This is a genomic window from Peteryoungia rhizophila (genome assembly GCF_004912145.1).
Taxonomy (GTDB): Bacteria; Pseudomonadota; Alphaproteobacteria; order Rhizobiales; family Rhizobiaceae; genus Allorhizobium; species Allorhizobium rhizophilum.
Map to the genome: position 1 here is coordinate 137175 of NZ_STGT01000007.1, position 14932 is coordinate 152106.

Genomic DNA, 14932 nt, shown 5'->3' on the forward strand with positions numbered 1-14932 from the left:
CCGATTTTCCGCTAAACCCGACTGGAGATTTCCGGAGGTTGCCATGGCCGTTGACACCAGTCCCGTCGAAACCCTGAGCGAGGAGCAGGCGAAGGCCGAGCTACAGCGGCTCGCGGCCGAGATCGCCCATCACGACGCGCTCTATCACGGCAAGGACCAGCCGGAGATCTCGGATGCGGACTACGACGCGCTGAAGCAGCGCAACGATGCGATCGAGGCACAGTTTCCGCAAATGGTGCGCACTGACAGTCCGTCGCAGCGGGTGGGTGCCGCCCCTGCCGGGATCTTTGCCCAGGTCGTGCATGCAAGGCCGATGCTATCGCTCGACAATGCGTTTTCCGACGAGGACGTGCAGGACTTCGTGGCCTCGGTCTATCGCTTCCTCGGGCAGATGCCGGACAATTCCATCGCGTTCACGGCCGAGCCAAAGATCGACGGGCTCTCCATGTCGCTGCGCTACGAGAACCGCAAGCTGGTGACGGCCGCCACGCGAGGCGACGGGACGACCGGTGAAAACGTCACGGCCAATATCCGCACGATCCGGGAAATCCCGGAGGAACTGCCGGCCGACGCGCCTGACATCGTCGAGGTGCGCGGCGAGGTCTACATGGCGAAATCCGACTTCATGGCGCTCAACGCGCAGATGGAGGCCGAGGGCAAGCAGACCTATGTCAACCCGCGCAACACCGCCTCGGGCTCGCTGCGCCAGCTCGACCCGAAGGTGACGGCCAGCCGCAATCTGCGCTTCTTCGCCTATGCCTGGGGCGAGATCAGCCAGATGCCTGAAGACACCCAGTGGGGCATGGTACAGGTGTTCAAACGCTGGGGCTTCCCGGTCAATCCATTGACGCGGCGGCTGAGCTCCGTCGAGGAGATCATCGCGCATTACAGCGACATCGGTCTCAAGCGCGCCGATCTGGATTACGATATCGACGGTGTCGTCTACAAGGTTGACCGGCTCGACCTGCAGGCCCGCCTCGGCTTCCGTTCGCGTTCGCCACGCTGGGCAACGGCCCACAAGTTCCCGGCGGAACAGGCCTTCACGACGGTCGAAGCCATTGACATTCAGGTTGGGCGCACCGGTGCGCTGACACCGGTCGCCCGGCTCACGCCCGTGACGGTCGGTGGTGTGGTCGTGACCAATGCCACCCTGCACAATGCCGATTACATCGAGGGCATCGGAAATTCCGGCCAGCGCATCCGCGAGGATGAGCATGATATCAGGATTGGTGACACGGTCATCGTCCAGCGCGCCGGTGACGTCATTCCGCAGGTGCTCGACGTCGTGCTGGAGAAGCGGCCCGAGGGGGCGGCAAAGTATGTCTTCCCGACGAAATGCCCGGTTTGCGGCAGCCACGCGGTGCGGGAGAAGAACGAGAAGACCGGCAAGCTCGATTCGGTCACTCGCTGCACCGGCGGTTTCGTCTGCCGTGCCCAGGCGGTCGAGCACATCAAGCATTTCGTCTCGCGCAATGCCTTCGACATCGAGGGGCTCGGCACCAAGCAGGTCGACTTCTTCTTCGAGAGCGAGGATCCGGCGCTGATGATCCGCGCGGCGCCCGATATCTTCACCCTCAAGGTGCGCCAGGAGCAATCGCTGACCAAGCTGGAGAATATCGAAGGCTTCGGCCGCGTCAGCGTGCGCAAGCTGTTCGAGGCGATCGATGCGCGGCGTGAGATTGCGCTCAACCGCTTCATCTTCGCGCTCGGCATCCGTCATGTCGGGGAGACAACGGCAAAGCTGCTGGCGCGCTCCTATGGCAGCTACGCTGCGTTCTCCGAGGCGATGCAGGCGGCAGCGCCGAAGTTCGGCGATGCCTGGAACGACCTCAACAACATTGAAGGCATCGGCGAGGTCGTTGCCGCCTCGATCGTCGAGTTCTTCAAGGAACCACGCAACCTCGAGGTCGTGCAACGCCTGCTCGACGAGGTGCGCCCGCTCGATGCAGAAGCCGCTCTCACCACCGGAAGTCCTGTCGTCGGCAAAACCGTGGTCTTTACCGGATCGCTCGAGCGGTTCACGCGTGACGAGGCGAAGGCGCGTGCCGAATCCCTGGGTGCCAAGGTGGCCGGGTCCGTGTCCAAGAAGACCGACTACGTGGTTGCAGGGCCAGGGGCGGGTTCGAAACTGGACAAGGCGCGGGAACTGGGCGTTCAGGTCATGACCGAAGACGAGTGGCTGGAACTGATCGCCGGCTGATCACGCGACGCTGAAGGCGGCGTCGGGTAGGTCGATGGCCGGGCTGTCTATATGTGCAGTGCGGGGCAGGTCGCGTTCGAGCACGATGCGGTTGCGGCCGGCAGATTTCGCGATGTAGAGCGCCCGGTCGGCGGCGGCGTAGACGGCTGAGAAATCCAGGATCGGGGTGATGTCGGCCAGCCCCCCGGAGACCGTGACCGTGATGGTGTGATGAACGGCTTCGATCTGGCGGTTGGCGACAGTACGGCGCAGTTTCTCCGCGAGCGACACCACTTCGGCGAAATCCGTGTCGCGGAAGAGGATTGCGAATTCCTCCCCGCCAATGCGGGCGACGAGATGCGGCGGCCCGGCAGTTTCCTTCAGCATCTCGGCGACCGAAACGATCACGTCGTCACCTGCCAAGTGCCCGTAGCGATCGTTGATCTGCTTGAAGCGATCGATGTCGATGATCAGCAAATATCCCCGCTCTACCTGGGAAAGGTCGTCGATGAAGGCGCGGCGATTGAGCAGGCCCGAGAGCATGTCGGTTCGGCTCATCTGGCGGAATTCGAGGCGCGTTCGGGCAAGATGGATCACGGCATAGCCCATGTAGAGTGAGCAGAGCATCGTCAGCGCGAACGACACGATGAAGGCGATTCCGCAGCCGATTGCGAGGTCTCGCAGCAGTGGGTTGAGTAGGACACCCAGAGCGTGCAGGACGACGAGGGTCGAAGCCACCATCGTGCATGCAATGATCGAGGTTCGGATGGACAACCGCGTCGCGAAACGCATCACGGGATCCCAATTGTCGAACTCTGTCAGTCCTATGTCGCGAATTACCCAGGCCTCTATACGTTTCTTCAACATCACCACCGCCCACACAATATGACTTGAAATCACGGTTGCCCATGAACCGCCACATCGACTTCGGTGGCGTTATCTATTCTGAAATATCTCTGACCCAATGACTATGCGGCCGTCTGCGGTAAAGGTGAACAAAGCCGCCCCGACAGTAAAGCCGTCTCCTGCACTTACACCAAAATTAATCCATCACAAATTAAGTTTAGATGAATCTGTAACTCTGGATTGCATATTCTGTCGTTTCGATACGGGACGCTCACGGTTCCGTGAAGCTGCCGGGCAGTACGCTCAAGCGGTAGCGTGATGGGTCGTTGACGAAGAGCAGGCCGCCTTTACTCGTCGAACCGGCGGCCACATAGTCGAAGGTGACCTGCACCTCTTCGATGGGTGTGGTGCCGTCCAGGAGGGCGCCCTTGACCTCGACTGCCGCTGCTGTCGCATCGGAGGCATTTCGGACCTCGACCATGACGCGCCATCCCTTGGCAACGGGTTCGACGTCGAGCACCTGTGCCGACAATTCCGGCGGGCGATCGTCAGTCTTCATGGCTTCCCACAGAATCCAGCCGGTCATGGCAAGCACGATGAGCGTGGCGAATAGACCGGTCAGCCATTCGACCCAGTGAGGGCTGATCTGCTCTGCGTTCTTGCTGAGACTGGAACGGGTCACGATATTTTTCCTCACAGGATGAGACGCGCTGCGGCGGCGCCGATCGCTGCCGGAAATGACAGGACGACGACAGTCAGGATCGCCTGCGCCGAGCCCAGGTCATCCAGCCGGCCGAAGGTCCACAGGGCATAAAGGCTGACGGCAAGTGCGACGACATAGCCGGGAAGGGTGAAGCGGATGAAGGCGTGCCAACCGGGCGTGCCTTCCTCAAGGCTGTGACTGCCGCGAAAGGCAAGCGCATAGACGAAACCATGCATGAGAAAGATCGACAGGGTCAGAAGCGCCAGGGCGTGCCATGCCGTCATCTTGTGGGCGAGCAGGATCATCTCTTCGGTCGGGGCGAGATTGAGCGAGAGGAAGAGAGCGCCGACCGCCATCATGAAAAGTTCCGTTGCGTAGCTCGTTTCCGCCGCGTCGCCGGGTTCGTCTTCCTCGCCATCCTCCTCGTCACGCATGCTGAGCTGGCTGCGGCCGAGCAGGGCGCCGATGCTGGCAGGCACGGCCTGGACCGCCACCATACCCACCCATTCGCGCGGGGCCATGTCGACCGTGATCACGCCGAGCAGGACAAGGATCAGCGCACTCGCCAGGACACCCATGCCATAGGCGACGATCGCGTCCCGGGCGGATTCGCGCCAGGTGGCGGTGTGTTCGAAGCCGATCCGGTGGGAGAGGCCGATCAGCAGCGGAAGGTTGAGGACGAGCAGCAGAAGCAGGCGCTCACGCTCCATGTAGAAGCCGAGGAACCACATCTCCATGGTCATCAACATGGGGATGGAAAATAGCAGCGCGCCTGCCACGCCCCGGGCAATGCCGACGAGGAAGCGGTTCACGCGTTCCCTATCGTGTCGCTGATTGTGATCGACTGCTGCCATTGTTCCACCGTCCCGTTGTCGCGCAGCAATGCGCGAGCGACGATGGTTGTTCCAACTCGTGAAAACGATGACGCCAGCCCGAAGGCTGGCGTCATCGTTCATCAGTTCCTTGCCGAAGCACTCAGCAGCAGTGCTTGCCGGATGCTTAGACCTTCGGCTTGTAAGGCTTCTTCTTCGCACCGCCGGCGGCGCCGCGGTCTTCGAACTTGCCCTTCGGCTTGCCGGCATAGGCGGGCTTGCCGGCATAGGCAGGCTTGTCACCCTTGGGCTTGCCGGCCCAATCGGGCTTGGCAGACTTGTCCCAAGCGTTGGAAGCGTCCTTGGGCTTCTTGAAGGCAGGCTTGGCTGGTGCGTCGCCCCAGACTTCGGCATCGGTTGCAGCCATGGTGTCACGGGGCGTACGAGGGGCCGCATCGTCCTTGCGGGCATAGGGCTTCTTGTCGCCGAACGGCTTCTTTTCGCCATAGGGTGCCTTGTCGCCGAAGGGCTTGCGATCACCGAAGGATTTCCGGTCGTCCGTCTTGCGGTCGCCATAGGCCTTCTTCTCAGCATAAGGTTTGCGGTCGCCTTCCTCACGCGGCGGGCGAGCAGCGCGCTCCTTCGGGGCGGCGTTGAAATCGGGCATGCCTGGAAGCTGTGACAGTGTGATGCCGCGCTCGAGTGCCTTGTTGGGGCCGAGGGCGCCGAGGAAGGTATCGAGCGCGCTTTCGGCGATCTCGATGAAAGTCTCTTCCGGCTGCATCTTGATCGCGCCGATCTCGTTCTTGGTGATGTTGCCGTTGCGGCAGAGCATCGGGATCAGCCAGCGCGGCTCGGCATTCTGGCGGCGACCGACGGAGACGGAGAACCAGACGCTGGCGCCGAAATCGCCGCGCGGCTTGGTCGCGGAATTGGCCGGATTGGCATAGTCGGGCTCCTTGCGGGCCTTGCCGGCTTCCAGGCTGACGGGGATCAGGTCTTCGGGAGCCGAGCGATGGCCGCGCTGCAGGCGCAGGAAGGCGGCAGCGATCTGTTCGGCGCCGTGGGTCGCGATCAGTGCCTCGATCATCGGCACTTCCTCTTCCCCGATGGCCTGGGTCAACGAGGGATCGGCCATCAAGCGTTCGTCGTCGCGGGCCTGGACTTCATCGGCGGAGGGCGGCAGCGCCCAGGTCGCACGAACATTGGCACCGCCGAGCAGGCGCTCTGCCTTGCGGCGGGCGCTGTTCGGCACGATGAGCGCAGACACACCCTTGTTGCCGGCGCGGCCGGTACGGCCCGAACGGTGCAGCAGGGTGTCGGAATTGGTCGGCAGGTCGGCATGTATGACTAGCTCAAGGCCCGGCAGGTCGATGCCGCGGGCGGCAACGTCTGTCGCGACGCAAACGCGCGCGCGACCGTCGCGCATGGCCTGCAGCGCATGGGTACGTTCGTTCTGCGAGAGTTCGCCCGACAGCGCGACGACGGAGAAGCCGCGATTGTGTAGGCGGGCCGTCAGGTGGTTCACGGCGGCGCGGGTCGAGCAGAAGACGATGGCGTTCTTCGCCTCGTAGAAGCGCAACACGTTGATGATGGCGTTCTCGCGGTCGGGATTGGCAACGGCGAGTGCGCGGTATTCGATGTCGACGTGCTGCTTCTGTTCAGAGACGGTCTCGATGCGGCGGGCGTCGCGCTGGTAGCTCTTGGCGAGGTCGGAGATCGAGCGAGGCACGGTCGCCGAGAACATCAGGGTGCGGCGCTCGTCGGGGGATTGCTGCAGGATGAATTCGAGATCTTCGCGGAAGCCGAGATCGAGCATTTCGTCGGCTTCGTCGAGGACGACGACGCGCATCTGCGACAGGTCGAGGGCGCGGCGCGTGATGTGGTCGCGCAGGCGACCCGGCGTGCCGACGATGATGTGAGCACCGCGTTCCAGCGCACGGCGCTCGTTGCGGATGTCCATGCCGCCGACACAGGAGCCGATGATGGCGCCGGTCTCGGCATAAAGCCATTCCAGTTCGCGCATGACCTGCATGGCGAGTTCGCGGGTCGGGGCGATGGCGAGTGCCAGCGGTGCGCCAGCGCGATCAAAGCGACCGCCTTCCGGCAGGAGCGTCGGGGCCATGGCAAGGCCAAAGGCTACGGTCTTGCCGGAGCCGGTCTGGGCTGAAACGAGCGCATCGCGACCTTGAAGGTCAGGGTCGATCATCGCCTGCTGCACGGGGGTCAAGGTCTCGTACCCGCGCTTGCGCAAGGCCTCAGCGATCGCCGGGACGATGGCGTCAAAATCAGTCATGAATTGGTCTTTCGAATGTGATGGATGGTGCGGGCCAAAGCGCCGCGCCCGCCGATTGCGGGTATGTTTGCGCTGTTCCTACTCGCACGGACCCGGAAAGTCGAGAGGGAGGCAGTGAAAAGCCGCCATATGGTGAAGGGAAGGGGGCATCATGCCTTGCTCGAATCCCAGCTGCGCCGTATGGCTTGCGCATGTCTACCTCTGATTTTTCCGGCAAAACGATCGCCATCGACTTCGAGACCGCCACGGAAGCGCGGGCAAGTGCATGTTCGGTCGGGCTCGCCTTCATCGAGGGCGGCCGCGTCGTGCGGGTCGAAGAGCGCCTGATTCGGCCGCCGCAGAACCGGTATTCGCCGTTCAACATCGCCATTCACGGTATCCGGCCAGAGCACACGGCTCATGCCCCCGATTTTGCCGATGTGATGCTCGAGTTCGCTTCCGATTTCGAAGGGGCGCGGATGATCGCGCATAATGCCTCCTTCGATTTTTCCGTGCTCAGGTCCTGTCTCGATCTCTGCGGGCTGGAATATCCAGACCTCTCCTATCTGTGCAGCGTGAAGCTCGCGCAACGTCATTGGCCGGAACTCGGATCGCATCGGTTGAACGTGCTTGCAGCCCATCTCGGGCTGACATTCCTGCATCATAATGCGGCCGAGGACGCCCGCATTTGTGCCGAGGCCTGCCTTGCCATGGCGATCGAGGCTGAGGAGGACGACCTGTTCAACCTCGCGCTGAAGCTTGGACTCAATCCGGGCCGGCTGCATCGGCAGGGATATGATGCCTGCTCCTTCGCTCGCAAGCCGAAGAGGAAACCGGTCGCTTTGCAAGCGTGACGCGACGTCCTATCTTCAGTGAAATCACGAAGGAGTGAAGTCGATGTCGATCCGTCAAGCTGCCGCCGCCGCCGTCATTTTTACTGCCACGGCAGTTCCCGCCTCTTCCGAAGTCGTCGGCAAGGTCGGGGTCGACTGGGTGGGCAACGACATTGTCGTCGAGGCGGTGACGGATCCCGCTGTGAAGGGGGTGACGTGCCACGTCACCTACTTCGACCGCTCGCTGATCGACCGTTTGTCGAAGGGCAACTGGTTCGAGGATCCTTCCAACAATTCAATCGCGTGCCGCCAGACAGGGCCGATCGAGATCGGCGACATCGACCTGTCGGAGGATGGCGAGGAAGTCTTTCGGGAAGGACTTTCGATCATCTTCAAGTCGCTTGTGGTCAACCGTATCTACGACAAGAAAAACGATACGCTGATCTATCTTGCGCATTCGCGCCAGGTGGTCGAAGGATCGGCGAAGATGGCGATCTCGACTGTGCCACTGTTCAATGAGAACGTTGTCTGGAGCTCGGGAAAGCCTGAGTGACCGACCATAATGGGGTGCATCTGCGCTGACGCGGATGAATGTGACGTAGGTCACTTTCCCGGTTGTTCTGGCTTGGCCATGGATAAACGGTCGTTGCCGCGTCACCCCAATGTCGCGGTCGGCCGGAGAGGAGCCTGTTCAACTCTCCAACAGAAGACGCCCTGGAGCCTTTCGGATCCAGGGCGTTTCGCATTCTGATCGAAGATCGATTACTTGACGTAGACGATCTTGCCACCGTTTGCAGCGGTCTCGACGTGGAAAACGTTGGTGGCCTGGACGCTTTCGGCTTCAATGGCCTGGGCGATGGCCGGATCAGCGCTGATCTGAGCCTGGGCTTCCGTCATCGATTCCGAGCTGTTGGACAGCTGCATCAGGCGGGTATGCTCCTGACGGTTCTGGTCGTTGTCGAGGCTGTCGAGGCGGACGACGCTGACGCCTTCAGTTGCCATGGTCGTGGAATTCGTGGTCGTCGTGGTGTCGACCATCGGTTCGGCGGCGGTCTGAGCGAGGGCCACACCCGAAACGGAGGCGATGGACATGGCACCGGCGAGCGCAAGCTTTACTGCAGAATTCATGGTCTTTCTCCTTGGTTTCTCTTCAAAATTTTCTGCTTCGTTGGAAGCTGATAGGAAAACGCAAGACCATAGTTACAGTTCCGGCTGCCTCAAAAATTATTTATTAATTATAATTAATGTTCGGAATGGCTTTGTATCTCAAACACGAACGCGCGATCGGCTGGGCCGACCGCGTTTACGATGACACACGCGGAAAAAGGCCCCGCAAGCGAGGCCCTTTCCTGGGAAGATCAGTGTGGTCAGGCAGCCTGCGCCAGCTCGTCTGCGATGACGGTGTCGAGGTTGAGGAAGCAGACCATCGACTTCTCGAGTGCGACAATGCCGCGGCAGAAGGCGCGCTGGGCTTCCGGGATGATTTCTGGTGCCGGCTGCAGGTCTTCGCTTTTGATCGTCATCATGTCGGAAACCTGTTCGACCAGAAGGCCGACCAGCTTACCGGCGATGTCGGTGACGATGATCGCCGCGCGCTCGGACGGTTCGGTCATCTTCATGCCGAGGCGGCAGGCCATGTCGATGACCGGGATGACGGCGCCGCGCAGGTTGATCAGGCCGAGGACGTAAGGCGGCGTGTGCGGCATCGGCGTCACCGGTGCCCAGCCGCGGATTTCGCGGATGGCCATGATGTCGATGCAGAATTCCTGGTCGCCGAGATGGAACGAAACGATTTCCAGATATGCACCCGACTGTTTGATGGCATTGCTCATTGTCAGAACTCTTCCCAGTGTTCTTTCGCTGCGGCAGCTGATGCTGTTGCCGAAGCAGTTCGGTTAAACGATCCCGCGACCCTGTCCATCAGCGCCCGCGCGGGAGACGGTTTCTGAGGGGAGGCGGCATGTGCCGTCTCCTGATGCTGGACATGAGCAGTCTGGCCCAAGGTCACCTTGAACTGCCCGACGAGACGCGAAAGGTTTTCCGCATCGCTCGCCAGCGTGTGGCTTGCCGCATTGGTCTGCTCTACCATCGCGGCATTCTGTTGCGTGACCTGGTCCATCTGGCTGACGGCCGAATTGATCTCGCTCAGTCCAACCGATTGTTCTCTCGCGCTGGTAACGATTGCCTTAACATGCTCGTTAATTCGTAAAACATCTTCACCGATCCGGTGCAGCGCCTGGCCCGTCGCGGTCACCAGTTCGACGCCGGAGCGGACTTCGTCATTGGATCGGGTGACCAGTGTCTTGATGTCGCGCGCCGCATCAGCAGCCCGACCGGCCAAGGCCCGGACTTCCTGAGCCACGACGGCGAAACCCTTGCCGGCTTCACCGGCGCGGGCCGCCTCGACACCTGCGTTGAGGGCGAGCAGGTTTGTCTGGAAGGCGATCTCGTCGATGACGTTGATGATCTTGCCGATCTCGTCGGTCGCGTCCTCGATGCGGTTCATTGCGGACATAGCCTCGTTGACCACCGCGCCGGACTTTTCGGTATAGTCCTTGGCATTGTCCACCATGTGGCTCGCCTCTTCGGCTCGCTCGGTGGCTCCCTTGACCGTTTCCGTGATCTCGGAGAGAGCAGCTGAGGTTTCCTCCAGCGAGGCGGCCTGCTGTTCCGTGCGGCGTGCCAGATCGTCGGCAGCGCTGCGCATCTGCTGGCTGTTCGCGTAGATGGAACTGCTATTGGTGGAGATCTCGGTCATGACCCGCTTGAGGTTCGTCGCGACCTCGTTGAAGTCGGTGCGAAGCCGCTCGAGATCAGACGGGAAGGGGCCTGTGATGGATGCGAAGAGGTCGCCCTCGGAAAGTCGCTTCAGGCCTTCGCCGAGCGCATCGACGGCACCCTTCAAGGCGCGGGTGTCGGCCTCCATGGTGGCGGTGCGGGTTTCGTGCTCGATCTCGTTCTGCTGGCGCTGGGTCCTGGTCGATTCTTCCAGGTCGCGTTTGTCGATTGCGGCTTTGCGGAAGATGTCGGCCGAGCGGGCCATTCCGCCGATCTCGTCACGCCTGTCGGTGGCATCGACTTCGGAGTCATAGTCGCCATCGATGATTCGCTGCATGCTGTTGCGCACCAACCGGATGCCATTGGCGATCGAGTTGCCGTGCACGAGCTGGAGGACGATGACCGTGATGAAGGCGATGCTGCCGAGCCAGAGCTGGAACTTCAGAGCCTGATTGCTCGTGTTCGTTGCCCCGTTGACGTAATCCTCCACGAGATTGCCACCGAGGGCCGAGACGTTGTTCAATACGCTTGCCAGACGCTCGCCCGCACCGTCGATCGCGTCGTCGATCGCGGCATAGTCCTCTTCCGGCGCATTGGTTTCCACCATGCGCTTCAGATCGACCTGAATGGCCTGGGATACGACCTTCACATCGGCCTCGTAGGTGGCGACTTCGCCCGGGACCCCGGCTTGCGTTGCCACGGTGTTGAGCACCGCAGCCCCATCGGTCAACAGAGCGATCGCAGCGTTGATGATATCGACACGTTCCGGCTGGATCTGGCCCTCGCCGCGGTCGATGATCGTGTCCATCGCCGCCAGAATCATGTTTGCATTGGCAAGTCGCATCTCGTTGATGCGCTCGACCTCGTTCTTGATGACGATCGAATCCTGGATCGCGGCCGATATCTGCGTATTCTGGTACCAGCCGACAGCCAGCATCGAGCCGATGCCGACCACTGCGGCGGCGCCCAAGGTCATCAAACGCTGCCTGACCGACAGGTCTCTACCCGTAATGAGATTGAACATATGTGTCCCCAGCCTCGATCCCGACCGCCCGTGCGCGCCGGTGATGTGTCATGCGAAGCCGAGGTGAACTGGTCCCGGTGGACGATCATGTCCGTTTGACCCCGCGGGCCAAAACGCTCACGCAGAATCTCGAATATTAGTTAATCTAGAACTAACCGGGGCAAATTACTTGGCAAAGGGCAATTCGGTTCGTCATGTGGCGGTGATCGCGCGGCGATACAGGTGCCAGGTCGCGTGGCCGGCGACGGGCAGGACCACGAGCAGTCCCAGGAACAACGGCACGAGCGCAATGATTGCCAGACCCGCCACGAAAAGTCCAAAAGTCAGCATCGGGACCGGGTTTTCGATGACTGTTCGCATGCTCGTCAGCATCGCGGTGACGAAATCGACGTCGTGATCGAGAAGTAGCGGCATGGCGATCACGATTGCGCTGAAAAGTATGGTGGCGAGAACCGCGCCGACAATCGTTCCGATGGCGAGGAAAAGAAGTCCTTCCGGTGTCGTGAGGACGACCTGGGCAAAGGCGTCGAGCGTCGCGGGGATGCGAAATCCGAGAAAGAGCGCCATGAGCAAGCGGATCTGGTAGATCCAGATCCAGAAGATGAAGAGCACCACGAAGGCCATCCAGGAGAGCTGTCGTTCGCGCTGCCGAAAGACCTCGGCCAAGACCGCCTTCCAATTGATCGATTCGCCCTGTTGATGTCGGCGACTGATTTCGTAGAGGCCGACAGCGACAAAGGGGCCGATCAGCGGGAAGCCGATCGCGACCGGGATGATCATCCAGGGCAGATGATAGGACGTCAGCATCACGGCAATGAAGATGCCGCCAAAGGCATAGATCGCGCCAAAAAACAGGCCGAAGGACGGATAAGTGCGGAAGTCACGCCAGCCATCGGCAAACGCCTGCCTGATGTCATGCATTCGCAGCCGGTTGATCTGCAGTTTCGGCAGTGAGCTTCGTTGGAGTGCCTGCGGTTCCATGGGTCCCTCCCAAGACGTCCGGTCCTGCCACAACCTGTCAGCAAAACCCGATTCCGTTCCTTGATATCCGTCAAATTGCTAGAGACGGTCCGAAAATCTCGCGTTTCATCCTGGCAGAACTGCGCTAAGATCAATCCATGTCCGATGGCGCGCGCACTCAAAATTGGTTGCCCTATACGGCCCTGCTTCTGGCGGGCGCCATCTTCACCGTAGTTGTCTTCATCGGCTGGATGCGGTTCGACGGAGAGATTTTCCTGTCCCTGATCGAGAGCGGTCTCGCCTATTGCTTTTGATCGCAGTTGGCGACCGTGACAAATCGGCGCTCTTCCCTGCAATTTCGTGGAGTTGAATTGCCATCCGCGTCGCGGAGGCTTATCCGGCGGGCAAGGATCTCTAACGCTAAGGATTTGCCAGGATGAAAACGGTCAGAGTGGTCTTGTGGGCGGCGGTGGTGGTCATGGCCGGGGTGCTCGGTTGGCTGACCTATCAGGTGACGCAGTCCAAGGAGCAGATCGCCGAAGCACCCTTTGGCGTGCCTTTCCAACTTGTTGACCAGAATGGCCAGCAGATCACCGAACAGGCCTTGCGTGGCAAGCCGACCGCGCTCTTCTTCGGCTTCACCCATTGCCCCGAGGTATGCCCGACCACGCTGTTCGAACTCGATGGCTGGCTGAAGACGGTCGATCCCGATGCCAAGGGGCTCCAGGCCTATTTCGTGACCGTCGATCCGGAGCGGGACACTCCAGCGATCCTCGGCCAGTATATTTCCAATGTCACCGACCGGGTGAAGGGCATCGCCGGCGATCCGGCCGATGTCGCCGAAGTCGTCAAGGGTTTCCGCGTTTACGCCAAGAAGATCCCGCTGGACGAGGCGCAGCCGGATGGGGACTATACGATGGACCACACGGCCTCCGTTTTCCTGCTGGACGCGGACGGGCGCTTCAAGGGAACGATCGCCTATGGCGAGAACCCCGACACGGCGATCAAGAAGCTCGAAAACCTGATGAAGGGCTGATCGCCAGCTCTTTGCCGGAGGTTGCCATGCCGGCGATTGCGTTGTACCGCAACGCCTGACCGTCCAGACCGCCGAGGAAGACCGACCGTGAGCGAAATTCGCCTCTATGTGAGCACCACCGAGAAGAACGCCAACCGGATCCTGGATCTGATGAGTTTCGCTTTCGGCGAGGAAGATTTCGCGATCGCGACCACCGAGGTCGACGAGAAGGCGGACATCTGGGAAGCGTCCATCTATCTGATGGCCGACCAGGAAGACGAGGTCAGGCCGCGGGTGCAGGAACTGCTCGCCGAGGAATTCGCCGATGCGACGATCGAACGGGAGGTCATTCCCGACATCGACTGGATTGCAAAGTCTCTTGAGGGTTTGAAGCCGGTGCGGGCCGGGCGCTTCCTGGTGCATGGTTCGCATGACCGCGACAAGGTCCAGACGCATGACGTCGCAATCGAGATCGATGCCGGCCAGGCCTTCGGTACCGGCCATCACGGCACGACAGCGGGCTGCCTGGAAGTGATCGAAAAGGTGGTGCGGTCGCGCAAGGTCCGCAATGCACTCGACCTCGGTACGGGTAGTGGCGTGCTTGCCATCGCCGTCCGCAAACTGCTTCCGGTGCCAGTGCTGGCGACGGACATTGATCCGATCGCGGTGCGGGTGGCGAAAGAGAATGCGCGGCGCAACCAGATCATCGACGGAATCGAGTTTCGCACAGCTCCGGGCTTTCACTCGACCGCGTTTCGGGACCACGGTCCCTTCGATCTGATTATTGCCAATATCCTGGCGCGACCGCTGATTAAGATGGCGCCGCAGCTCGTCACCCATCTCGCACCGAACGGCTCTGTCGTTCTTTCCGGCATTCTGGCCGAGCAACGCTGGAAGGTCATCGCCGCCTATAGCGGTGAAGGGCTTTCGCATGTGAAGACGATCTGGCGCAATGGCTGGGTGACCATTCACTTCACGCAAGGGAAGGGCTGATACGTTAAGTCAGCCTTTGCGACGATTGAAAAAAGGCGGCTCCGTGAGGAGCCGCCTTTTTTGGCACCGGCATCATGCCGCGCCGATATCCGCGAGCGTGGGAGGAGCGCTCAAGCGGATGCTTCTATGGGCGGTCGGTCTCGACCGCCGCTGATCAGATGATCGAACGCTGATGCGGACGACGACGCAGCTCGTCGCGTGTCAGGCCCATGGCTGCAAGCGATGCGTCGTCGAGCGAAAGAAGGGCGCCCGTTGCATAGAGATCGGCACGGCGCTGACGTGCCTCGACAAGATTGTTCAGGGCGGTGCGCAGGAAAGACTTTGCCATCTCTCGGTTCCTTTCGGTTTCGGACGCTCGTGTCTGCGTCCTCGATCATTGACATATAGTCTCATCGGCCGGGTTCAGTCAGATGGCTTCGAGCACAGGAGGTCTGCGTTTGCTGCATAGCAACATGAGCTGTGCCTGAAATTGCGGCATATCTGTTTTAGATGGGCGGCATCTGCCGCGAAACGA

15 protein-coding genes are annotated in these 14932 nt (G+C 61.0%); 6 read left to right on the plus strand and 9 right to left on the minus strand.

What is annotated here, in order from left to right; genetic code table 11:
• The first annotated feature begins 43 nt into the window (after positions 1-43).
• Positions 44-2200: an NAD-dependent DNA ligase LigA gene (gene ligA / locus E9677_RS23190; protein ID WP_136560430.1), complete on the plus strand. Its 2157-nt coding sequence runs from the start codon at positions 44-46 to the stop codon at positions 2198-2200.
• Here ligA and E9677_RS23195 read toward each other — a convergent pair whose 3' ends face one another.
• The 4 genes from E9677_RS23195 to E9677_RS23210 form a co-directional block, all read right to left on the minus strand.
• Complete coding sequence (locus E9677_RS23195) at positions 2201-3046, minus strand: GGDEF domain-containing protein (protein WP_136560431.1); 846 nt, start codon at positions 3044-3046, stop codon at positions 2201-2203. It lies immediately after the preceding gene.
• A 250-nt stretch (positions 3047-3296) separates the two neighbouring features.
• On the minus strand, positions 3297-3707 hold the full coding sequence (locus tag E9677_RS23200; RefSeq protein ID WP_136560432.1) for a hypothetical protein: 411 nt from the start codon (positions 3705-3707) through the stop codon (positions 3297-3299).
• An 11-nt stretch (positions 3708-3718) separates the two neighbouring features.
• Complete coding sequence (locus tag E9677_RS23205; RefSeq protein WP_136560433.1) at positions 3719-4582, minus strand: TIGR02587 family membrane protein; 864 nt, start codon at positions 4580-4582, stop codon at positions 3719-3721.
• A gap of 145 nt (positions 4583-4727) precedes the next feature.
• On the minus strand, positions 4728-6836 hold the full coding sequence (locus tag E9677_RS23210) for a DEAD/DEAH box helicase (RefSeq protein ID WP_136560434.1): 2109 nt from the start codon (positions 6834-6836) through the stop codon (positions 4728-4730).
• Positions 6837-7027: 191 nt separating this feature from the next.
• Between E9677_RS23210 and E9677_RS23215 the strand changes: the two genes are divergently transcribed.
• Complete coding sequence (locus tag E9677_RS23215; protein WP_136560435.1) at positions 7028-7669, plus strand: 3'-5' exonuclease; 642 nt, start codon at positions 7028-7030, stop codon at positions 7667-7669.
• Positions 7670-7712: 43 nt separating this feature from the next.
• A complete protein-coding gene (locus E9677_RS23220; RefSeq protein WP_136560436.1) occupies positions 7713-8201 on the plus strand; it encodes a CreA family protein in 489 nt (162 codons plus the stop codon).
• A gap of 209 nt (positions 8202-8410) precedes the next feature.
• Here the strand turns inward: E9677_RS23220 and E9677_RS23225 are convergent, their stop codons facing one another.
• The 4 genes from E9677_RS23225 to E9677_RS23240 form a co-directional block, all read right to left on the minus strand.
• Entirely contained in the window at positions 8411-8776 is a 366-nt protein-coding gene (locus E9677_RS23225) for a hypothetical protein (protein WP_136560437.1), read from the minus strand.
• A 239-nt stretch (positions 8777-9015) separates the two neighbouring features.
• Entirely contained in the window at positions 9016-9480 is a 465-nt protein-coding gene (locus E9677_RS23230) for a chemotaxis protein CheW (RefSeq protein ID WP_006725961.1), read from the minus strand.
• A gap of 2 nt (positions 9481-9482) precedes the next feature.
• Positions 9483-11450: a methyl-accepting chemotaxis protein gene (locus tag E9677_RS23235; protein ID WP_136560438.1), complete on the minus strand. Its 1968-nt coding sequence runs from the start codon at positions 11448-11450 to the stop codon at positions 9483-9485.
• Between the two features lie 192 nt (positions 11451-11642).
• Positions 11643-12431, minus strand: a complete 789-nt coding sequence (locus E9677_RS23240) for a DUF2189 domain-containing protein (RefSeq protein WP_136560439.1) — start codon at positions 12429-12431, stop codon at positions 11643-11645.
• Positions 12432-12568: 137 nt separating this feature from the next.
• Between E9677_RS23240 and E9677_RS25325 the strand changes: the two genes are divergently transcribed.
• The 3 genes from E9677_RS25325 to E9677_RS23250 all read left to right on the plus strand — a co-directional run bounded on the left by E9677_RS25325 (position 12569) and on the right by E9677_RS23250 (position 14418).
• A complete protein-coding gene (locus tag E9677_RS25325) occupies positions 12569-12724 on the plus strand; it encodes a hypothetical protein (protein WP_168801321.1) in 156 nt (51 codons plus the stop codon).
• A gap of 122 nt (positions 12725-12846) precedes the next feature.
• Positions 12847-13446: an SCO family protein gene (locus E9677_RS23245; protein ID WP_136560440.1), complete on the plus strand. Its 600-nt coding sequence runs from the start codon at positions 12847-12849 to the stop codon at positions 13444-13446.
• 87 nt (positions 13447-13533) lie between these two features.
• Entirely contained in the window at positions 13534-14418 is an 885-nt protein-coding gene (locus E9677_RS23250; protein WP_136560441.1) for a 50S ribosomal protein L11 methyltransferase, read from the plus strand.
• 154 nt (positions 14419-14572) lie between these two features.
• Here E9677_RS23250 and E9677_RS25330 read toward each other — a convergent pair whose 3' ends face one another.
• The gene (locus E9677_RS25330) at positions 14573-14746 is read right to left on the minus strand and encodes a hypothetical protein (protein WP_168801322.1); all 174 of its coding nucleotides are present in this window, start codon (positions 14744-14746) and stop codon (positions 14573-14575) included.
• Between the last annotated feature and the right edge of the window lie 186 nt (positions 14747-14932).